The sequence below is a fragment of the Rhodopirellula sp. J20-39 genome, assembly GCF_057365095.1.
In genome coordinates, this window is the sequence record NZ_CP195123.1 from 3,238,315 (window position 1) to 3,260,796 (window position 22,482).

General features: G+C 54.5%; 15 protein-coding genes. 2 read left to right on the forward strand and 13 right to left on the reverse strand.

The genetic code is table 11. From position 1 onward, the window contains the following. Window positions 1–11: 11 nt before the first annotated feature. From ACR3ZL_RS11770 to ACR3ZL_RS11825, 12 genes are all read right to left on the reverse strand, one after another. Window positions 12–2,279 carry a pectinesterase family protein gene (locus tag ACR3ZL_RS11770; protein ID WP_473652956.1) on the reverse strand — a complete coding sequence of 756 codons (2,268 nt, stop codon included), beginning with the start codon at window positions 2,277–2,279 and terminating at the stop codon, window positions 12–14. After that, window positions 2,276–4,048, reverse strand: coding sequence for a hypothetical protein (locus tag ACR3ZL_RS11775; RefSeq protein ID WP_473652955.1), 1,773 nt, complete (start codon window positions 4,046–4,048; stop codon window positions 2,276–2,278). The genes ACR3ZL_RS11770 and ACR3ZL_RS11775 overlap by 4 nt, the downstream gene beginning before the upstream one ends. Before the next feature lie 49 nt (window positions 4,049–4,097). Next, window positions 4,098–5,546, reverse strand: a complete 1,449-nt coding sequence (locus tag ACR3ZL_RS11780) for a nucleoside hydrolase-like domain-containing protein (protein ID WP_486173480.1) — start codon at window positions 5,544–5,546, stop codon at window positions 4,098–4,100. A gap of 96 nt (window positions 5,547–5,642) precedes the next feature. Continuing rightward, the gene (locus ACR3ZL_RS11785; RefSeq protein ID WP_486173481.1) at window positions 5,643–7,025 is read right to left on the reverse strand and encodes a DUF1593 domain-containing protein; all 1,383 of its coding nucleotides are present in this window, start codon (window positions 7,023–7,025) and stop codon (window positions 5,643–5,645) included. Between the two features lie 178 nt (window positions 7,026–7,203). Continuing rightward, window positions 7,204–9,249, reverse strand: coding sequence for an aceric acid hydrolase (locus ACR3ZL_RS11790; protein WP_473652952.1), 2,046 nt, complete (start codon window positions 9,247–9,249; stop codon window positions 7,204–7,206). Window positions 9,250–9,319: 70 nt separating this feature from the next. After that, a complete protein-coding gene (locus ACR3ZL_RS11795) occupies window positions 9,320–10,690 on the reverse strand; it encodes a pectate lyase family protein (protein WP_473652951.1) in 1,371 nt (456 codons plus the stop codon). Window positions 10,691–10,783: 93 nt separating this feature from the next. After that, window positions 10,784–12,229, reverse strand: a complete 1,446-nt coding sequence (locus tag ACR3ZL_RS11800; RefSeq protein ID WP_473652950.1) for a nucleoside hydrolase-like domain-containing protein — start codon at window positions 12,227–12,229, stop codon at window positions 10,784–10,786. Window positions 12,230–12,638: 409 nt separating this feature from the next. Further along, window positions 12,639–13,964, reverse strand: a complete 1,326-nt coding sequence (locus tag ACR3ZL_RS11805; protein ID WP_473652949.1) for a DUF1593 domain-containing protein — start codon at window positions 13,962–13,964, stop codon at window positions 12,639–12,641. 112 nt (window positions 13,965–14,076) lie between these two features. Beyond that, window positions 14,077–15,279, reverse strand: a complete 1,203-nt coding sequence (locus tag ACR3ZL_RS11810) for a DUF1559 family PulG-like putative transporter (RefSeq protein WP_473652948.1) — start codon at window positions 15,277–15,279, stop codon at window positions 14,077–14,079. A 123-nt stretch (window positions 15,280–15,402) separates the two neighbouring features. Then, complete coding sequence (locus ACR3ZL_RS11815) at window positions 15,403–15,609, reverse strand: hypothetical protein (protein WP_473652947.1); 207 nt, start codon at window positions 15,607–15,609, stop codon at window positions 15,403–15,405. 989 nt (window positions 15,610–16,598) lie between these two features. Continuing rightward, window positions 16,599–17,453, reverse strand: a complete 855-nt coding sequence (locus ACR3ZL_RS11820) for a sugar phosphate isomerase/epimerase family protein (RefSeq protein ID WP_473652946.1) — start codon at window positions 17,451–17,453, stop codon at window positions 16,599–16,601. Further along, window positions 17,437–18,453, reverse strand: coding sequence for a hydroxyacid dehydrogenase (locus tag ACR3ZL_RS11825; protein WP_473652945.1), 1,017 nt, complete (start codon window positions 18,451–18,453; stop codon window positions 17,437–17,439). Before ACR3ZL_RS11825 ends, ACR3ZL_RS11820 begins: the two co-directional genes overlap by 17 nt. Before the next feature lie 115 nt (window positions 18,454–18,568). On the opposite strand from ACR3ZL_RS11825, the gene ACR3ZL_RS11830 reads away from it, so the two are divergent. After that, on the forward strand, window positions 18,569–19,618 hold the full coding sequence (locus tag ACR3ZL_RS11830) for a LacI family DNA-binding transcriptional regulator (RefSeq protein ID WP_473652944.1): 1,050 nt from the start codon (window positions 18,569–18,571) through the stop codon (window positions 19,616–19,618). A 235-nt stretch (window positions 19,619–19,853) separates the two neighbouring features. After that, the gene (locus ACR3ZL_RS11835; RefSeq protein WP_473652943.1) at window positions 19,854–21,545 is read left to right on the forward strand and encodes an alpha/beta hydrolase; all 1,692 of its coding nucleotides are present in this window, start codon (window positions 19,854–19,856) and stop codon (window positions 21,543–21,545) included. A gap of 109 nt (window positions 21,546–21,654) precedes the next feature. Here ACR3ZL_RS11835 and ACR3ZL_RS11840 read toward each other — a convergent pair whose 3' ends face one another. Beyond that, the gene (locus tag ACR3ZL_RS11840; protein ID WP_473652942.1) at window positions 21,655–22,422 is read right to left on the reverse strand and encodes a polysaccharide lyase family 7 protein; all 768 of its coding nucleotides are present in this window, start codon (window positions 22,420–22,422) and stop codon (window positions 21,655–21,657) included. Between the last annotated feature and the right edge of the window lie 60 nt (window positions 22,423–22,482).

The following is a 22,482-nucleotide window of genomic DNA, read 5'->3' on the forward strand; positions in this document are numbered from 1 at the left end:
AGTCTCAGGATCTATCGTGTCGCAAGTTCGTTTAGATATTCTTCAACGTTGGTGTATCCATCGCCGTCGCGGTCTGAACCCGCGTCGGACGCATTGTCGGGATTTAGTCCGTTTTTCGTTTCCCAGGCGTCGGGCATGCCGTCGTGGTCGGTGTCCTTCGGCGGCGTGGTGGACGCGAGTTTCGGCCAGCCACCCACATCGGCTGGATCAACGACGACGCCCTTGCCAAACGTGTTACGGCCGGTTTCGACTTCCTTGATGATCCGCTGGTCGACTGAATCTCGTTTGGGTTGGGTTGCTCCTGCGCCGGCGAGCACCATCGGGAAGACTTGCTCGGCGGGTACGGTTTTGACTGGTGCGAACGGCACCGGGGTGGTAACCAGAAGTTGGGTCTCGCCGGTCACGCCCAATCGATTGTCGGTGGACATTGCGTCATGGCCTTCCATGTAGTTACCCGCAACGTGCCATAGACCGATGCCGATTTTTGTGTAGCCCTTGGAGCTTTCCAGTTTGGCAAAGCGTATCGTTCGAGTGTTTGCGCCGGGTTTGAAGTAGTTGTTGACAATGTTCACGCTGTTGGGCTTTCCGTCGGCGGTGCGGTTTTCCCAGTTGAAGGTGACGTTGTTGCGGTAGTCCATGTTGTGAGTTTGGTATTCGTCGTTGCCGGCGACACTTGGATTGCGTCCAGGACAATTGGCAATCAAGTTGTGATGGTAAGATGCGTTGACGCCTCCCAACGATGCAGCAAAGCCATGGCCGCGGTGGTGCAAACCCTCCGATACCAAACACCACTGGACGGTGATGTTTTTCGCGCCGTGCCACGTGTTGAGCGTTTCATCAGTGCCCCAGCTCATCGTGCAGTGGTCGACGATCACGTTTTCAGCATCCTGAATGGCAAGTGCGTCGTCGGCTTCACCGGACTTGAGTCCTCGGCGAATGCGCAGGTGGCGAACGATGGTTTCGTCCGCAGCAATTAGAAGCTTGTAGTTCTTCAGGCAGATCCCATCGCCCGGTGCAGATTGTCCCGCGATGGTGATGTTCGGTTCTTCGATCACAAGATCGGATTCCAGTGAGATGGTTCCGGATACTCGGAACACCACGATCCGAGGTCCTTTGGTTTCGATGGCATTTCGTAGGCTTCCTTCACCGCTGTCGTTCAGGTTGGTTACCTCGATAACCTTTCCGCCTCGCCCGCCGCGAGTCATCGCACCGTAACCTTCCGCGCCAGGAAACGCGGGGATGGCGTTGGCGACATGATGCGTTTCCGTGATCGTTGGGTTCCAGTCGTTCGCTAAAGTCGTAGCGGTCGTACTATCCGCTGCGAAGATGTTTTCCTTCGTGTACTCATCGGCTTCTTCGCCGGTGAGTTGATGGGTCCAGGCAAGGCGATCGGTTGGTTGGTAGCCAGGACCACTGTTTTGGTACTCGGCGTAGAATGCGGTCTCGTGATTGCTTCGGCCCTTCCAAATGGACCAACCCTCCTTTTTGATGTGGGAACCCATCTCGCAGTTCAGGTAGACCACGCGGGCCCCGTTACCCCACGGCCGGCCGAGCGAAACGCTTGATACCTCTTCACCGGGATAGGCATTCAGTTTGCAATTCTTGAACACATAGCCGAATTTGTTGGCCGGCTTGCCGTTGTTGAGCTTTTGACTGTGAGCGGTTATGTGCGAATTCTTGCGACTGTTGATGATGCAGTCTTCGAACAGGGCGATTCCGTCACCGTAGATGAAGTCGGTTGTGCCTTCGATTAAGCACTCTTTGTGGTACGAACGCTTGTTTCCGCCGGTGTAATAGGTGTCTTGAAATCCGGTGATCCGGCATTTGTAGAAGATGGCGCGGTCCGCATCGACGCGCAACGCGGCTGCTTGCCCGCCCTTGATCCCCGTTCGGCTGTCGATCGTGTTTTGGAACGTCAGGTTTTCGGCGGTAAAGTCATCCGCCTTGATTCGCGTGCTGGCGTAGTCGGGCGTTTTACCGGCGCAGTCGTCGTAGGTGAGGATCGTGTTCGTGTACGATTCACCGATTAGCATCAGGTGAGTGGTTCCAGCCGGAACGAGTATCTTTTCCTTGTAAGTTCCGGGCTTGATATAGATAACCGTAGGCGTGGTCTGGTTTGGTGAGACCGCATCGATCGCATCTTGTACCTTCTGGAAGTCTCCGCTGCCGTCTTGGGCGACGGTGAAGTGAACGGGCGACGCTTGCGAAATTGTTGAATTGACGAAGATCGCAACCACGGCGGTAATGGCGAACAACAGCTTGGGGGATGGAGTGTTCATTTTCGTTCGAGTCTCGCTTTCAGATCAGGGGCGGAGGTCCACTTGTCTTGATAGGTGCGGGGCGTTGGCCATCGTTTGACTTCGGCCGTTGGGTCGAGGCCGTTGATGAAGTCTTCCACGTTGGTGTACCCATCACCGTTGCGATCCGTGCTCGCGTCGGATGAGTCGTGTGGATCGAGGCCATGCTTTGCTTCCCATTGGTCTGGCATGCCGTCGCCGTCGGAGTCCTGGTAGGGCTCGCCGCGATAGTCGGGGTAGCCGCCGACTTGAGAAATGTCCGTGATGATCCCCCGTGGAACGTCCGAGAGTATTCCGTCGACGGTCTCTTTCGAGTACGCGGGGTTCGAGAGCATTTTGCGATCGTTCGGTCCGACCACGGCGGTCGCCTTGCCGGTGCGGACGGTTTCGACGATTCGTTGATCGACTGCATCGCGACGAGGAAGCGTTGCACCGGAACTTTCAAGCACCCGCCGGTAAGCGTCCTGAGCCGATTCAATTTCTAAGTAAGCGTGCGGGTACGGCGTATCGGATCGCACTGACTTCAGGATGCTGTTTGGATCGCCGATCGAATCGACTTGCACACCACCGTCCCAATTGTCGGCTGAAACTTCGGCGTTACCCTCGACGACATTGCCTTGCACGTACGCCAACCCAAAGTCATCAACGGGTGGCTTGGCGCGGCGTGATTCGAGTTTGATGAGTCGATGGCCAACGCTATGATCCAGAGGGGTGACAGGGCCCGGTTTGTAGTAGTTATTGATCAGGTTAAAAAAGCTGCGATGGTCGCCACCGTCGGTCGTTCGGTGTCGCCAATTGAAGACGACGTTGTTTACGAAGGTGAAGTCATAAACCATGCCGACGCTCGGGTTGCGTCCGGCGTTGCAGGCCCAAAGGTTGTGATGGAACATGCTGTTGTATCCGCCGATGGTGCTGCCGAAGGAATGCTTGTATGTGTTGAGTGCTTCGCTGAAGATGGAGTTTTGAATGGTGATGTTGACCGTGGGTAGCTTCCGTTCCTCGCTGCCGTTGTTAGGGCCACCGTTGTTGGGGCCACGACTATTAGGGTCGCCATCGTCGGGACGGTACATATGACGATACATCGACATGTTCTCGTCCAATCCCCAACTGGCCGAGACATGGTCGATCATGATGTTGCCCACCGGATTTCCCCCGAGTGAATCATTTCGGTCGCCGACCCACGTTTCGCCGCGGCGAAATCTCATGTGGCGGATGATGACATCGTGCGTATCAATTTCGACGGTGTCGCCTGCGATGCACACACCGTCGCCCGGTGCGGTGCTTCCTGAAATGGTGATGTAGGGTGCTCTGATTTGAATACGCTCCTTCAAGCGAATGATCCCTGCGACATTGAAGATGACAATGCGAGGGCCTCCCGCTTCGAGTGCTTCGCGAAAGCTGCCGGGGCCCCGATCGTTGAGGTTGGTGACGACGAAGATTTTCCCGCCTCTGCCCCCGAAGCTGTACATGCCGCCGCCCTGGGCTCCGGGAAACGCCGGAATGTCAGCTTGCGGAAGATCCGATGGTTTTTGAGCCCAAGGGATAAAGGGCTTTCCGGCGGATTCAGCCTTCCGAATTGCGGGCAACGCGTTCTTCCAAGCTTCATCGGAATGTTGTCGGCGTAGGGAATTACGACGCGATGCTTCGGCCGAGACCTCCGACGAGATCTTGGGGTATTGGGCGTACGCTGGCTCGCCGATGATCGATGCGACAATTGCGATAGCCGCGATCACGGCAACGTGAACGATCATGAATCGAAAACTCGATGAGGACGATGGTCGTTGCATCAGGGTTGGTTGTTTACTGAGTGACATTGACGATGACACGCTGGTAGCGTGTAAGTTGGGGGGAGCCACTATCCGTCACGGCGAGAATGATGTGCATCGTGCCGGTGCCCGGTGACATGACGCGTCCTTTCGGCACTTCGAATTCAGCTTGTTGCTGGTCGAAGTTCTCGATCTTCAGCGGTTGGCCGGTGCGAGCATTTGAGGTCGTAAACGAACCCACTTCGCCGTAGTAAAACCATTCGTAGGAGAGCGTGTCGCCGTCGGGATCGGACGATCCTTCGGCACTCAGCTTCACCGTGTCGCCACGCCGGGATGTGAGTTGTGCGGCATGGGCAAGTTTCACGACTGGCGGGTGATTGGCTTGCTCGTACGGTTTGATTGTCCAGTCGATGCGAGCGGCAAAGTCGTTTTGGTAAGCGGAACGCCATCGCCAGATGGTTGCGTGATTGCTAGTGTGCCAGTTGCCATCGAAGCCTTTGACTTCGTCGACCGCATCGGTCCAAAGCGGGCGTGTTTCGGGTTCGTGAAACCACTTCTGCATCCGCGGTGTGTAAAACTCGTAGCGTCCACCCCACCCACCCCAGTTCGGTTTTTCAGGTGTGTTTAAGCCGTTGCTGATCAAACCCAGGAAGCTCGGCGTGTCGCCTTCCATCAGGTATTCAGTGTGCGGGTGTTGAGCTCCGAGCGGGCCGTGATCTTTTCGAATGTTTCGATCAAGCCAATCGTTGTTAACAAGGCTGAAGTCGGCGCCGGTAAAGCGAGCGTGGAATTGATCTCCGCTGATGCCGCTCCAGGTCGCGTAGTGATAGGCCCCGCCGGCGTGAATGCCGGGGCTCGCGATGTAAAAGAGACCTGGGAAGGTCTTGCGTATCCACGGTCCGCTGTTGTCTTGGTCGGAGATGGTGTAGACGCGCAGCTTTGCGACAAACTTTGCAACGGCTTCGGGCGAGCGTGTTGCTCTCACCTTCCAAAGAGCTTGAGCAAGCACATTGGGCCCTCCCCAGACTGGTACCCACAGCGGGCGATCGTCCTCGCGGTCGACCGCCGCAATTATCAATTCCGAGCCGGGAGAGTCTTGGTCTTGGCCAACTGCATTCATGCCAAAGTCAGGTCGTCCTTCGCTGACTACCGAAAGCAGTTCTTCGGCGGGTGGATATCCCGGTTCATGCAGCGACAAGTTGGGCTGAACTTTACCGTACGCCTTGACGATTTGACGGATTCGCTCGGGTGCGGTCTTGTTGGGTTGGTGGATCGATGTTGTCGCGACAAGTCCCTCGACGTCGAATTGGTTTGCATAGGTAAGAAACCGAACGAGTGATTGAGCGTCATCGGGTTCGTTTTCAATATCGGTGAGAACAAATACGCGTCGTTTCAATTCGTCGGCGCAAACGTTGATGCAAAAACTGGCAAGGCAGATTGCGATCAGTGAAGAGGCGAGGCGGTGTTTGAAATTGGGAAGCATGTTGTGCGTTTTTGTAATTGCGACAAGTTTTGGTTCGAGAGTCGTTTCTTGGCGAACTGACTGCGAAATTCGGTTATGAGTTGAAGCAATAAGAGGCTATTGCGTTATCTCAACAATGATCCTGCGGTAGCTTGTGAGGTTGGGTGTGCCGTTGTCGGTGACTTCACAAATCACGTGGAAGTTCTCGCCCGCCGATCCCGGAGGGACGTTGATAGACGCGATGCTTGAATCACTATTAGTGATCTTGATATCTGCTTCACACGTTCCGGCTTTGTTCAAGATCCACCAGTGGAAGCTCAGCTTGTCTCCGTCAGGGTCTCGCGAGTTCGAGGCGTCGAGTGACAGGGTTGAACCTGGTTGCACCTTCTCGGTAAGAATTTCAAGTCCATGGTTGTCGACGATGGCGACTTCGGGGTTTCGGTTTCCGGCACCGTCTTTCGCCCAATCCATCCGGGCGGCGAAGTTATTGAACGTGGCTGGATAGAAATGCCGTGCCAGGGAAGTGCATGTCTTGTTCGCTGAACCTTCAAAATTGGTGTAGCAGTGAGTCTGCCCGTCTTGTCCAACACCCTGCTCGAAGTACCCGCCCCAACCGCCTTGGTTTGGCACGTTTGGGTCGTTTAAGCCGTTTGGCAACACGTGTAGGAACGCTGGCGTGTCGCCTTCGACGCCGTACTTGTATTTGGGATAGGCCTTTCCCAGTTGGCCGTGGTTTTGAATTTGTGATTCGTATTCAGACCAATTCCTCTTGCCGGTTCCATTCTGGAATTTCCAGGCACATTCGTCCCAGATAAAGAACAGGTCATCTTCAAATTCTTTCCGAAGCCACTGATGCGAACTATCTGAAAAAGGTGTGCGTTGACCGCGGTCTTGATCGGTGATTGTGTAGACACGAAGCTTTCGCAGGAAAGTTTTGAGTTCGTCATTACTTCGGTCTTGCTGAACCCGCCAAACGGCTTGAGCCAAAGTATTGCCTCCGCCCCAGACCGTGATCCAGATGGGGCGATCGTCCGCTTCATCAGCCAGCTGAACAATCAATTCGCTTCCCGCGGAATCATTTCCTTCCCCAATGTGATCGGCGCCCCGTTTCGTGCTGCCAAACATCGTGTGGTTTCGCAAGTACTTTGGGCTCGGCCAGTATCCGATCTCTTGAACCGATTCGTTCGTTTGATGGCCCGTTTGGTTGGATCGCTTACGTAGGTTCGGAAGGTCCTTTTCGTAGGCGTCGATGCGTTCATGGATCAAGTTGACGAACTCGTCCCGAGTTTTGTCCAGACTCCACCCCGTGGTGAAAACCAGCCCTTCGATCTCAAACAGATCCGCATGTGCGAACAGTCGAACCAGTGATTCACTGTCGTCGGTTTCCCATGTTGAAACGTCGGTAAGTACGACCAAACGCGGTTTCGGCTGCTCTGCAAACAGAGTTGTTGCAAACGCAATTAGTTGTAGAAGCAGGAGTGTCAGGTATCGATTGGGCATGGTCGTCGACTCAAAGTTGGATGCGTTTGGGTGTGCTACCGGTGGGATTGCGCCCGGTCGCTCGTAATTCGGCTGTTAGCGGAGCAGCACTAGCCAAGGTGGCATTTGTTTAATATCAATCGTTCGGCCTTTGTTGCTTACATCAACGCCATCACCAATCGCATGCTGGTTCGGATTGTCAGTCGAGTGGCAACCAAACGGTCATTTCGGATTTGCCGCGATTGTCCCAGGCGTAATACGGAACGAACTTCGTTGTCACCGGAGTCGATTCAGGCTTGGTCAGCTCGCGATAGAGCGTGCCATTCCATTCACCGGAGGGACGTGACTGCACGGTTCCTTTTAGCGTGACAACGCCATCGAGAAGGTCGGCGTCGTAATGGGCTTGAAGCTTGATATCCGATGGAACGTGGATGTCGGTCAGTGAGACTCCCGCAGGCAAGTCCGTCGACTCAAGGCAATAGACGATTGGGCCGCGTTTGATCGCGACGTGATTGCGTGTTTCCTCGACCAGTGGATGCGACTCGATGAGTTTGGCCTGCATCGGTAGTTCGAGTTCGATCTGCGTTCCCGCTTGCAATGGCGTTGGTATCGTCACATAGGTACCGGGCGTGGCTTCGCCGGTCAGCTTTGTGTCATCGACAGTGATGTCTGCGGAATTCGCCCATCCAGGAATACGAAGATTCAGGCGTGTGCCATCCGAGTCGCACTCAATCACGGTAAGACGGACCGAACCGCTCCAAGGATAGTCGGTCTCTTGTTTCAAACGGATCCGACTTCCGTCACCCAATGTCGTGTCGAGTTCGCTGGATCCGTAGAGGTTGACCCAGACTTCGTTTTCTGATTTGCCGTACGCGTAACCGCTTGCTTCGGCGACCGTTCGCAGCACATTGGGTGGACAACAGAACGAGGTCACGTAGGGGACGCGGGTACGTGACCAGCGAAGAGGAGCGGGTTCGTTTTCCAGTTTTCTAAGTGTGTTGGTGTAGAAGAAATCATCGCCTTCCAAATCAACCCCGGAAAGCACTGAGTTGTAAAGTGCAAGCTCAAGAACATCGATGTACTTCGCCTCACCACTGGCACGGAACATACGCCAGTTCCATAGCACGTTACCGATATTGGCGCAGGTCTCGTTGTACGCGGTGACATTGGGAAGCTGGTAATTGCGGCCGAATGCTTGATGCACCCGTGTGATCGAGCCTTGGTTCCGCGAGCCGTCAGGGGAAGCTCCGTCGTATAACGCGCCGCATCCGCCGGTGATGTACATCTTCTTTCCAACGACATTTTGCCAAATGGGCTTCAGTGTTGACCACAGTTCAGAATCACCTGTTTCGGCGTACAAATCGGCAACACCGGCGTAGAGATAGGTTGCGCGGACGGCGTGTCCGACGGCTTCGTTTTGGCGAGTGAACGGAACGCGGTCTTGGTTGTCATCGCCGCCGTCTTTGACAAGATCCCGCATCTTGATCAGACGCTCGGCAAGGGCGAGATATCGCGGTTCGCCTGTGACGCGATACAGATCAATGATTCCCATGTAGTGAGACGGGCAGATGGCGTGCCGGGCTTGTTCCGGGGTGGGATTGCGAAACGCTTCATCGAGGAAGTCCGCAGCCTTGATCGCGATTGCGAGTAAGTCATCTTTTCCCGTCACCTCGTGGTGCAGGCATGCTGTCGTCATGAGATGCCCCATGTTGTACATCTCGAAGTTGTTTCGATCTCCGAACGGCTTGGCTTTCGACGTGCCGTTGCGTTCAGAGATCAAAACTGGGGTGTGGATGTACCCATCGGCGCGTTGAGCCTTGCCGATCGTTGCAATGATTTCATCGAGACGTGCGTCCCACTCTGGATCGGGATCGACGGCCTGCAACGCGCACACCGCTTCGATCCACTTATAGAAGTCGCCATCATTGAACGAGGCGCCGTGATAGCTGCCTTCGGATAGCCCAGCGGCAATACGAAAATGCTCGAAGTACGGCTTGTACTCAGTCCCTCGCATGATTTCCCACATGGCAGGAACCATGCGGTCACGGCATGCGACAAATCGGTCGTTCCAAAATCCGTTGGTCCATTTCGCGTCCGTTAAACTGATTCGGTCGACGACGTGATGTGGGCTAATCGGTGGCTTTTGTGCGTTCGCATCACCGTTGGCAAAGAACAGCGACACCGACGCTGTACAGACGCAAGCGAATGACGTCACAGTTCGAATGAATGGTAAACGCTTTTTCATACTTGGGATCGCATGGAGAGTAAGTCTGGTGGCCGACGTGGGCCAAAGCTGAGCTTGGAATGCCGAATCGTTAGATTCCGTTGAGGTAGGTTTCCAGCATGGTGTAGCCGTCCTCATTGGTCCGGTTTCGGTCGGCCGCATCGCTAGGGTTTAGACCGTTGGAAAGTTCCCAGGCGTCTGGCATTCCGTCATGGTCGGCGTCCTTGGGTGCTTCGGAGCTGTTCAGTTGTGGCCAACCGCCTACGTCTGTTTGCGAATCGATAATGCCGGTCACCTTTTGTGGGTCGGCGACCTTTTTTATCGTTTTGTAGACGCCTTCATAGGTCGCTGTCCCGGTACGTGCTTCTTCGACGATGCGAGAATCAACAGAGTCCCGTTTAGGTAGCGTTGCACCCGCGTTGGCTAGGACCGATGTATAGGCTTCATCAGCGGTTTGTTCATGGATCGGCATGGCATCCCACGGCTGATCGAGCTTGATGAAGCTGCTGCCTATCACACCACGCCAATTGTCTTCGGTGACCGCAGTGCTTCCTTCCATTTGATTACCACCGACGAACCAGTGACCTTTGTCATTGGCTCCGCGAGCGGATGGCCCGGCGATAACGGCTTTGACATTTGGCAAGGTTGCTGGTCCCGGTTTGTAGTAGTTGCCGACCATGTTGATCGTGGTTGAAATGAACTTTTCGCTTTTGACTTGCGTTGCTTCGCCTCCATAGCAACTGCGATATCCCCAGTTGTAGATGACGTTGTTTCGGTAATCGGTATTGCCGCAACCGGACGCAAAACGAGGATTGCGGCTCGAGTGATTTGCAATCAGGTTGTGATGGTACGTGCTGTTGTTGGATCCCCAGATGCCGCCGAAGCCGTGTTGGCTTTTGGAGTGATTGGAGTTGAACATGCTTTCGGAGATAATGCACCACTGAACCGTGATGTCTTCGCAGTGATAGATAGACATCGTTTCGTCGACGCTCCAGCTTGCCGACACATGGTCCAAGATGAGGTTTTTCACATACCTCGCGGAGATCGCGTCAGCATCCTTGCCGGACTCATCGCCAAATCGAACCCTGATATATCGAATGATCACGTCGTCGGCACTGATCATCAGGGGATAGCCTCGCAAGCAGATGCCATCGCCAGGTGCGGTTTGTCCCGCAATTGTGAGGAATGGGTTTTTGATTCGCAGGTCACTTTTCAGTTCGATCGTTCCTGAAACACGAAACACGATCGTCCTTGGGCCGTCTGCCTCGACGCCGGCACGTAGGCTGCCTTCGCCGGAATCGTTCAGGTTGGTGACTTCCAACACTTTCCCGCCGCGTCCGCCCACCGCGTGCTTTCCGTATCCTTCAGCAGTCGGGAACGCCAACAGGCCACCCGCAAAACTATTGGTGGGACAGGTGCAAAGTACGAAAAGTATTAAGAGCAGAACTGATGTGTTTCGCATGGTCATTTCTTTGCTTTGGATTGAGTTGCGTGGTGATTCGATGTAACACGGATGTTTGTATGGCGCCATCGGTCATGGCCGGTTTGGAATCGTCTATTCGATTTCGATGACCACCCTTTGGTACCGGGTTAGTTTGGGTGTGCCCGAGTCGGTTACCTCGCAAATGACATGGATCGTTTCGCCTTGGTTTGCGGTGTTGGGAATTGTGATCGAGGCGTCGCGTTTGCTGGAATCTTGAATTGCAACGGACCCTTCGTAAGATCCGGCTTCCTGATATTGCCACCAACGAAAAGAAAGTTGGTCACCGTCTGGGTCTGTCGTGCCCGATGCGCTTAGGCGGACGGTGGTCCCTGGCCGGACGTTTCGATTCAACTCACCAGACAGAACAACGGTGGGCGGGTGGTTGGCTTCGGTGTAGGGTTTGACACACCAATCGGCACGCGATGCAAAATCGTTTTGCATCGCCTCGGTCCATCGCCAAATCGGTTTGAGGTATTCGGTGAGGTCTTGGTCATTTCGGATGTTCTTCCGAAGTCGGGAACGTCCCCACGCGGTTTCCCCATACCATCGGCCAGCGGGATATTGGTAGTTGGGGTCCGCGACAGGATCGAGCCAGGTGTTGTCTCGGACTTTCACGTAGCGTCCACCCCAACCGCCCCAGTCCGGTGATTCCAAGCTTCGTAGTCCCGTTGGGATGGTATGCAGGAAGGCGGGAGAATCCCCTTCGGATCGGAAGTCTCCGTCTTCGAATCCTTTGTCGCCTTTGGTATGGGCTTGGTAGAGTTCGCATAGCGGGCCATGGTTTTCGAGGATGTTGGGTTTCATCCATGATGCGTTGAGGAAGCTCTGCTCGTGTTTGGGAAGATACTTCTTCCAGTGATAGAAGATGGCGATGAACTGATCGGAGATGATCGTTGGGATGTTGTACTTTCCCCAGTGCGGTCGGATGTAATTCTGGTAGGTCGCGTCCTGTTCCCAGATGAAGAAGAAGCGTAGTTTGCGTGCAACCGATTCCATTTGGTCGGGATGTTCTTCCTCGATAATTTTCAACGCTCGTGCAATGGTGTTGGTGCCGCCCCAGGCCTGAACCCAAACGGGGCGATCATCGCTGTCGTCTAGCAGAACTTTGACGATCAGTTGTGATCCCGGAGTGACCTCATTCATTTCACCTTCGGTTTTGACGTTACCGAGCAACAAGCGTTGTCGCAGGTATTCGGGAGTGGGGAAACGATTGTCGTGTTGAATCAGATTGGGGTGCACTTCCGCGTAAGCGTCCAGGTACGGCTGTGCCCAATCGTCCCCAGCCCACTTTTTGTCATGCCAATGGTACTGGGAGCTTGAGGTGATGATCCCTTCGATGTCCCATTCGTTCGCATAAAGCAGGAAGCGAACGAGCGAACATTGATCGTCAATCTCTGCATCCGTGGTCACGATGACGCGAGGTTTGTCGGATGTCGGTGGCGTCGCATTTGCGGATGATTCGAAAACCATCAACAGGGTAATGCTGGCGATTGCGATCAGGATCGGTTTGGCTTTCATTGGATGAACTGAAACCTAGTGACGCGGGGAGGCGTTCTCGAACGCGGGGAGAGTCTTTGGGGGACTTGATTGGTTCGAAGAAGCTGGGCACGGTTCGGAAGGAATCGAGCGGCAACTGTGGGTTAGGTAAGGGGTGGGATTTGAACGCCGATTTTCGTTAGGGCGTTTCTGCTCTTCTTTGTTCGCTAAAGAACTCGCTCATTAGAATCCCGGTGTTCGGGATCTCTCGCTGTATCCTGTTTTAAATTGAGCGTATTCTTGTGGGTGTTTTGTTTGTTTGCTTTAGGGTTACGGTGAGCTGAAAGATCGACGTCTTGTTTGAGTTAGCGGAGCGTCGCTAGCTGGCCGGTGTGGTACCGGAGGGCTTGGGTCGGCACTGTTCTTATTGCTTGATTCGCCGCCACGCGAGCTACTTGGTCTTGTCCGATACAGGTGTCTCGAGCTCTGTTGAATTACAACGGTCCATCCGCGTTGCAAAGTCATTCAAGAAATCTTCTCGCCAACGGTTCACGCTCTTAGCTCCAGGGTGAACGCCTTCGGCGGCTTTCGGATCGGGATCGTCAATCCACCAGTTGGGATGCGTCTTGGATCGTTGTGATGTTCGTGATATTGGTGGCGGTACGGCGTTTACCTTTCCTGACTTCCCATCGAGTTCTCGGAAGTCGCTCTTAATAACGTACGACCAGACTTTGGCGTCACGTGGCGAGAATCGAAAGCGGATAACGTCTCCATCGATAACACCGTCGGACGCAGGTGGGCGGCCACCGAGTGTCATGGTGGCTGAGTTTTTGGAAGTGAACTCATCAGGTTTGGGAAGGACAAATTCCGTTACACCAAAAACTTCGGTCGTGTCCGTCAGTCCTTGGAAGACCGTCTTTCGTCCGTCCCAAATGGGAACGAACTTGCCGCCCCAGCTTGGTTTTTCAGGATCTTCCGAGTGACCACGTAGTAGACGAGCGACCGATGGTGTGTCACCCATCTTGATACGGCCTTGCAGTTGCGTGTTGAAGTAATCGCCGAGTGCTCCATGACCGGCGATATGTTTGGCGACAAACCCTTTATTGCTCCACTGCCCGTCCTGGTTGCCTCCAACGAACCAGCCCCGATAGGTCGCGTTGGATTCGATCATCCACAATTTCGGGTGGTTCTGTTCGATGTAGTTGTACGCGTTCACGCTCCACTTTTTGTTCGGTCCGCCGATCCAATAGACCCTTAGCTCGGGTAGGATTTCGGGGGCATCATGGAGTGCTTGAGCCAGGTCTTCGATACCGCCCCATATCAGTACATGCAGGGGCCGTGGGTCATCTCGCTTCGCACACTGAGTAATCCACCGTGAACCTTCGGTTGGCTTGCGGATCCCGGCATCGCCTGGCGATTCGGTTTCGCCTTGTTTGGTGATCGAGCGTAGCGTTTCAGCGGTCGGATATTGGTCTGAATGCTGCTTGAGACTCGGGTAGTCATGTTCGTAACAATCGATAACTTGCAGAATGTCTGACTTTCGGCCGGGGCCAAATGGTGATGAAATCAGGCCTTCGATGTCGAAGCTGTCCGCATAGACGAGGAGGTGGACCATCGATTGAAAGTCATCCGGATCGGTGCCCCCGATATCCGTCGAGACAATGACGCGATGTCGGTTGCCACTGAGTGCACCGTCATCGCCCGATACGTCATTTCGCGTGAGTAACGCTAAAAACCCTATCAGTCCGAAACGGATAATGTGATGATGCTTGAACATGGCTGCGTAGCTTAGGTGGTGGCCGATTCAACGAAGATGATTCTTTCAAAAGAAAACGTCCGCTTGCAGAACGCAAGCGGACGTCAGGGTGATCATCGAGTGATCGATCGATCTAGAATTCAGCGTCGATGGTTTCCTTACCGCGGGCGGAGCCAAGAGCACCCCAAAGTCCGTAGGGGCTCTCGCCACCCTCTAGACCACTTCCCAGGGAAACAGATGGCAGGCTGGGATCGCCAGCTTCAATCGAATCTGTGATGAATTTGACCGCTCCATCACCCATCAGCACGTGAGCTCCGCCTTGGTGACGACTGCTAGTTGGCATGACACCCCATGCTGTGTCGGAGTTTGCACGAAGAACACATTCGCTGTTTGGCGGCAGGATCGTGTTGATGCCGGTATAGACCATTGCATAGTCAGCCCAACGATAGCCACGGTAGCAGTAATCCGATTTGACTTGATCAAACGTTGCGGTGTTCCAGTGACGTGGGCGTTCTGGGTCGAACCATGATGGCGATTGCTGACGCACCCAGGCTGGGTTGTTTTTGTATGCCGAGCCGATCCCGCCTTCAGCAACTGAAGTCGTGATGTCAAGGTCGCCCAAGTCGGTGTTGAACTCGCCGCCCATAATCGTGTTGGAGAGGCCGTCGAGGACATCGCGGAACGAAGTCGATTTCTTTGGAACGAACATACCTCGCATCGAGATGCGTGAACCTTCGGCGTAGTCCGACTTTTCGTACCAAACGCCGTTGGATGATGACATGGGGCCGACATCACCCCAGTCCATACCGTCGCCGATGCAGGCACCGTAGTTAGTACGTCCGATTGCTGGCAAACCTTGTCCTGGATCGCTCGGGCAACGGTAGGTTGCCAGCGTTGTGATCCAAGGAGTGTAGAACGTATGGTAGGGACTTGGTCCCATGGACTGCACCGGTTCGGTGGTGGCACCGTCGTCCGGGCTGATCTGCTGAGGATTACTAATGTACTCCCACATCGCTTGTTGTTCGATGAATGGAAGGACACCCACTAGCATCGACAATCTGCGATCGTTGTCTGCTTGGGCTTTGGGGTCAATCGTCGTGTTCTTCTTGCCGTCCGATCCACCGCCTTGGGTTGGCAGTTTCTTGTAGGCCGAGTGGTAATTATGCAAGCCTAAGCCAAGTTGCTTGATATTGTTGCTGCAACTCATGCGTCGAGCCGCTTCGCGAGCCGCTTGAACGGCGGGTAAAAGCAGTCCTACTAGGACGCCGATAATCGCGATGACCACCAAAAGTTCGACAAGCGTGAAGCCGTCTTTCCTTTTCGTAAAACTATTCATTTTTAAACTCTCACATAAACGCGAAAACTAAAGAAACCGACGTCCTGGCAAGCACAGTCTTTCAGACAACGTCGTAAACAACTCAAACTCAACTCTTAACCACATCCAAGCGTCGCATGTCGCTCACTCCTTCAGCGACTTGTAATAGGCTTGTTCTTTCTTCTTGGCTTCTGCATTGGCATTCGCGAGGTCGGCTGCGTATCCCTCTTCGCCATCTGGGTGGGGTGGTTTCGCACCTTTCGTAACCACGTTTTCCGGTTTGCCGCAGCCTGGCACGACCGCGGTAGTGGCCAAGATCAAACAAAAACAACCGAGCTTCATAATTGACATTGATCACCTTGATATGTTGGTAGAGGAATTCGATTCAGTTCGTCGCAGCCGTTTGCTTGATCATTGATTTGGCATGATCTAGCATCAGGTTGCCTCCGTCACGCTTTCTGCGATGTCCCGGTATGATCGGATCAGTGTGCTGGCAATCGGCTTCGTAACGTGATAACAGGAGCATTATTCAGGATTAAGGGTGGCGTATCTCCCTTCATTCCGGCTTGTTCTGCGCGTATTCTTATATCAATCGTGTAAAACGCGGCAAAAAGCGAAGATTTCATCGCCCTTGGCTGCTCAATTGCTTCTGAAGTCGATCGCGAAAAGGCGAGACAGGCTGGCTGTGTTCGGGGCGAGTACGGCCTTAGAATACCGCTCGGAATCGTACCCCTATTGGTGCAGGAGAACACAGGTTGGGCGACACGGACCTGGCGTAGCAGGCGTTCGAAACTACACTTAACGCGGTGTTTGTTCCCCCTCGTTAGAAAGGTTCGAGCATCTGCGGGATTGCAAGACGCGTTCAGATAACGCCAGAGAGATTATCCCGAGTCGCCAAAAGAGGCCGTAGGAAGAGGGGGGGGCCAACTTTGGAGCTCGCAATTCGGGTTTTCGTTTCCACTTGGCTAAGTGTCCACTTCGCATAACCTCGTGTTTGTAGCGACGTAAAACGCGACGCCTCATGTAGCAAGCAGGTACTCAAGCGTTAGGGACGCTTGCTGATAGAAGCTTGCTCGGTCTCGGTTAGATGCAGCACCTACGAAACTGACGCAGCGTGAACAAGATTCCCGTGCAAAGAGTTGAGCCAGTTGCCAAGTCAGCGTGCCGTTGCAATACGCGGCGATGCACAAGCACGAATGCAGATCATAGGACTTGTCGAAACTCGTAGCCCAGAAGCTTTAGCGGCGGCGATGGAGCCAACTGTTTGACTTGCATCCACTGCAGAGCGAGGGTGAAGACCGGCGGCCGTAGCGTCATCGGCCAACATTCTTCAATGCGAATTAGCGGGCGACGAGAGTTGGGGTGCCCGACTTCCAACCGCTATCGACGAGAGCGGTAAGGGCGGCGTCGAGATCGGGCAGATAGGGATGCCACTTCCGCTCCCATTCGAGACTGACCACACCCCGGTAGTTGTTATCACCAACGACGTTGAAGACGTCACCGGCCGGGAAGTCGCCTTCACCGGGAAGGACGTAGGTGTAGGGATGGCGAGCCGACGGGACAGGAATGCTATCTTTGATGTGAATGTGGCGCACCAACGACGCAATTTGGTCCCAGGTTTGTTCTGCGCTTTCGTTCCCCATCTTCCAAGTGTGGTGTGTATCCCAGATCACGTTCAGCGGGCCACCGAAAGCGTCTTGAAGTTTCAAGCATCGCTCGCCGCTGCTGAAGCCATCATGGGTTTCGATTGCAATGTGCGTCATCCATTCGTGCTTTTCACGTTGGCCTTTCCACCATCGCAAGTTATCGACGGCGGTCGCCAAATCGGCTTGCGAAAGCGGTTCATCCATACTGCCGCCACCAAAGACGCGGATGAACGGAATGTTGAGTTGATCAGCCCAGCGGGCGAACGCCAGCAATTCGTCGCGAGCAGCTTGGTCGGATCCAATGAGTTTGAATCCGCTGTTCAACGCGATGATCGATTGACGATGCTGATTCAGAATCCGCCTGACCGATCCGGGGTCATTGGGATAAGTGGTATCGAGGTAGTCCGGAAGATTCAAACAGTTCGCCAGACTGCGGATTTCTAGATGATGAATGTCGTGTCGTTCGGCCAGCTCGCAGATCGCGGGCAGATCGAGTTCGTGGCATCCCAACGTGGAGATACCCCATTTGATATTAAGTGGCGCGGTCATAGGTATCCAACTCGATCAGGTTGATCAGCGGTTTGTCGCTGACATAGTTTTGAAGGTTCTCGAGGGCAAGTTCGCCACAATCACGACGGCGATCGGGGGTTGGGCCGCCAAGGTGCGGCAGCAACGTGATGTTGTCCAAGCTACGCAGCGGCGAGTCGGCTGGCAGTGGCTCGGTTTCGTAGACATCCAGTGCGATGTGTAGGCCTCGCTCGCGACTTGCGCGAATCAGCGCCTCTTCGTCCACCACCATGCCGCGGCCGAGATTGACGAAGACGGCTTGTGGGGGAAGAAGCCGGAGAAGCTCATCGCCGACGAGATGGTGGTTGTCCGGTTTGCCCGGCGCTAACTCCACTAACACGTCGGAGGTTGAAAAGAGGTCTTCGAGTGTTTCGGCACGCCGGATATTCAGTTGGCTGTACGTTTCGTCCGGCACACTTGGTGAGTAGGCCGATAGCTGGACGTTGAACGGTTCTAGCAGTCTGGCCAATTCGCGACTGATCGCGCCAAGGCCATGCAGACCGACGCGTCGACCGAACAAGCTAAGCGTGTCCGGGTGTCGTCCCTGTTTCCATTTGCCCTGTGTCCGCATGGCGACGCTCCAGTTACCGACTCGCCGAAGGGCGGCCAGGATCAACAAAAGCGAGCATTCGGCAACGGTGTTACTGACGATCGATCCCCAATTGGTCACCTTCACGCCACGCTCGATCAACTCACGTGGCACGAGTGAACGAACGGAGCCACACAAGAAGCAGAGATACTTCAGGTATTCGGCCGCATCCAGTGGCAGCGGTGGGGTTTCCCATGCGCACAAGACGATTTCCGGGCGTTGATCTTGAAGCAGTTTGTGCCACTCGTCCTGCGACAGCGGTGCTTCGACCCACGTGAGATTCGGAAACAACTCACGCAGTCGGACTTCGAGGTCCGGCGGAATGAATTCGTTCTTCTCTTGTTCGGTCATGATGACCAGAACAGTCGGCTGAGGTTTCGAATTGGTATTCATGTTTATGAATTGTATCGCATTGTTTCGACCAATGCAATTGAAGTGTAGGCTATTAAATTAAATTGATTGTTGAATATGAATTGAAGTTGTTTCGGGGCAATCGGGAGTATTGACCATGGCAAAACGGATTTCACAGAGCCAGATCGCGAAAGAATTGGGCGTTTCGCAGTCGCTGGTCTCGTTGGTCCTTAACGGGCGTCGCGAGGGGATTTCGGACAAGTCGTACAAAGAGATTTGGCAGGTCGCCGTGGCCAATGGGTATGTCCCTCGTGGCATGCAGCCCGGGCACGCCCCGGAAACCCGCCGCAATTATGTTGGGATCGTTCAACGCAGCGGTCTGAAGCTGTATCAGCCCAGCAATACGTTCAGCCACGTTCAACAGGGGCTGTTTAAGGTGCTGCAGCAATCTCGAATCAGTACCACGTTCTTGGGCGGTGAAGGGGATCTGGACGAGAAAAAGCTATTCGAGCTGCTCGGCCAGCGTGATCCACTGCAGGGAATTGTCGTGCTAGGCGAGGTGAGTGAGCCGTTCTTGAGGGCCCTCGGCGTGCTCCGCGTGCCGCTGCTGAGTGTCTATGCAAGTGCCCCGGGGCTGTGTCATTCTGTCAGCCCAAACGAAAAACAATCGCTCGAACAATTGGTTGAGCATTTGGTGAAACTGGGGCACGAACGGTTCGCATGGCTCGGCGGAAATTGCCGGTTAGGTCGACATAAAATGCGTTTCAGCGCACTGCGTGAATGTCTGTCTGCACGAGGAATCGAGCTAAACGAGCAGCATGTCGTCAGTGCCGAGGGTGGCGATCGCCAGGAGGGCTTCGATTGTGCAGAAGAGTTGGTCAGCCGCGTCGGCGACAAGCCTGCCACGGCGCCTACCGCTTGGATTTGCCATAACGGATTGATGGCTCGCGGGGCTCATCAATTTGCGTTGCTGCGAGGGATCCGCATTCCCGATGACATCAGTCTTGTGGCGGTGGACCGCTCGCGGGCCTGCACCGAAATACGTCCTGATTTGACCAGTGCCAGCAGCGACCCTGAGTTGATTGGCGAAGAGGCGGCCAAACTGCTCTGCAAGTCGGAAGAGCAAAACGACAGTCGAATCTTTGTCGACCTGGTGGTCCCGTCGCAGTTTTCGACCGGGGAAACGAGCGGTCCGGCTGCTGGCTAGCGCCGCGTAACGCTGGTTTGGCAAGCGTCGCGGTGGAGGCTGTAGGCCGTCGCACAAGGTCGCGTCGCTATGGATTCGCCGCGATTTCCAATTCATTGGTTGGGTCATCCGCAGCTCAATTTACCTAGATTTATGATTTTGTTGGCTTGACAGATTCATAACTATGAAAGGACAATGGGCGGTTACTTTTCGATATCGCCAGTTGTTCCACATTCAGAATAGGTAGGATCTCTCGATGACTATACGAGCAAGTGTTGTGTTGGGGATCGCACTGGCGGGGGCCGTCCCGTTCGGTGTCATGCCGGTAGGTGTCGTCCGAGCTGAAGATGCGGCTGCTCCATCAGGCGCGGCCAGTCCGGGCTCGGCCAGTCCCAACGGGCAAGGTGGCACTGTCTTGCTGCACGAAACATTCGACAGCTATGAAATCGACAGTGTGCCGAAGGTTCCACAGCTTCAGCGAGTTGATATGGTGACGGTGGTCGATGGTGGCGGGAGAGTCGGATCCGGAAAGGCAGCTCGCTTTGACGATTCCGATCTAAGTCTTGGTGGTGCGTTGGAATACAACGTGGGGGCGTCCAAGCTTGGCAGCATGTATGTCGAGTTTGATGCCCTGAACAATGACCCGCAAAAAGGTGACGGGAAATCGGTTGTCATCTTTGGTGTCGGTCCGTGGGGCCCTGGCAGAGGTCTGGTGCTCAACGCCAAGGCGAGACGTGCATTCGGTCTCGAGTTGTACCAACAGAAATATCTCAAGCTACGCGTCGGTGACGATCCTACCGCTGAGCTCCGCTATGACGTTGCGGCTCCGCTGAACATCAAAGTTTGGGTGAACGATCACGATGAAAACACGCTGTCGTATGAACGTCCCGATAACGGGGAAACCGTGTTGCTTGGTCCTGACTCCGTTGTCGTTTGGGTGAACAACGCTCTGTTGGGAAAGCTGGGTCCGGAAGGATGTCCGATGCATCGAGAGATCACCAAGGGCAATGCTGTGGTCGGGCGAGTTGGATTCAGTTCGTCTACATCGAAGGTTGCGGACTTCCTGATTGACAACCTGCGTATCGAAGATCCTTCTGGTGAATCGAAACCGGCCTTATCTGGAACGATACAATCAAACGGAACGGTCGCAGCGGCAAAAGAGGTAACTCTCGATAGCTTGCCTGGCGCCGAAACAATGAGTTACCGCGAAGGTGAAGACGCGATGGATTTGTTCGTCTTCAAGCCAGAAGGTTGGCAATCCGGCGACAAGCGTTCGGCCTTCATCTATTTCTTCGGCGGTGGCTGGACCAAGGGAACTCCGTTGAAGTCGGCGTCCCGAGCCGCTTGGGCTGCTAAGAACGGAATGGTTGGAATTGCCCCGGATTACCGCACTAAAAACCGGTTCGGTACCAGCCCGCTCGCGTCGGTAGCTGACGCCCGCGATGCGTTTAATTGGGTGGTCAAACATGCCGATCAGCTTGGGATCGACCCAGCTCGTATCGCCGTTGGCGGCACGTCCGCTGGCGGGCACGTTGCACTTTGGACCGCGATCGAAAATTCGCCTCCCGGTTCGGACCCAACGACATCGACGAATGTGAAGCCTGCAGCGTTGTTCCTCAGTTCCGCTGTCACCGATACTTCACCTGGAAGCGGTTACACTCCAACACGATTCGGCAATGACGCCACCGCACTTTCTCCGGTTCATCAACTGGATGCGAAGATGCCTCCGGTCGTGATGTTCCATGCGGCCAATGACGACTTGGTGCACTACAGCACTGCGGTTGCACTGCATGACAAACTCAAGTCGACGGGCAATGCGTGCGAACTGATCACTGTACCCCAGGGAGGCCATGGTTTTTCAAGCGATTTTCCGGTCTGGAAGTCGAAGGTGACGATGAAGTTGGCGGAATTGTTGGAGCGTGAAGAGTTGCTTCCGGCTGTCCGTTGAAGATTGATCGACCCGGAACTGAACAGTAACACATCCGTTGTTTTGGCTCCGCCCAAGACTGGACAATAGGTTCGTCCACTACGGGCGGATCGGCTAGGCAGCAGCGGATCTACTTGTCGGAGGTGGTGAAAATCAGTGATTCAAATTCGACTTTCGATCGACCCGAATCCTGATTGTAGACGCCGGCTTTGTAGTAGTTGTCCAGTCCATCCCAATAGGACACATCCATGTCGACCTTGCGCTGCTCGTTGACGGTAACCGTCATTCGGCTGTTTTGTACGCGAATTTCGACATCGAAAAATCCATCCGGACGCGGGCCAAGGTCGATGTTTTTAGTGGATAGATTCTTCAGCGAAATGGGTTTGCTGCCGTCTTCCGGCGTGCGGACGTGTGCCCATAAATGATCCTGCTTGTCGCGGTAGTTGCTGCGGCGGGTGACGCGCAAGAGTGGCTTGTTAAGCCCCTTGTCCCCTTCTTTCTTGTCATGGATTTGTAAGAAGGTGAACTGGTCAAGTTGCTTGTTTTCCGGAACGAAGACGTGTACTCGAGCGATCAAACGTTGCGGGGTTTTGGTGGCGGTGTCCCAGTCGCCGGTGCTCTGACGAAGTTCCGATCGGTTGCTGTCTCCCTCGACGGTGAAGGTCATGTACTGCCCGGATTTGTCTAGAAAGAAGTACTCGTTGCTAGCGCCAGCGAAGTCGCCCTGCTTGATCTTTGTGGGTGAGCTGGTGGGAGCTTGCAGTTTCGAGTCATCGAGCACGGAGCGAAACTTTTCAAGATCGTACGGCGCGTTTTGCCCGTGGGCCGGCGCGACCGTCACGGCTAACCACGCGGCAACGCACAGACCGATGGTTAGACTTTGGGAGAGTTTCAACATGGGCTCGTATTCCTCTTAGTAGTGACAAAATAAAGACGCTATTCAGCATTGCAAAAAAAA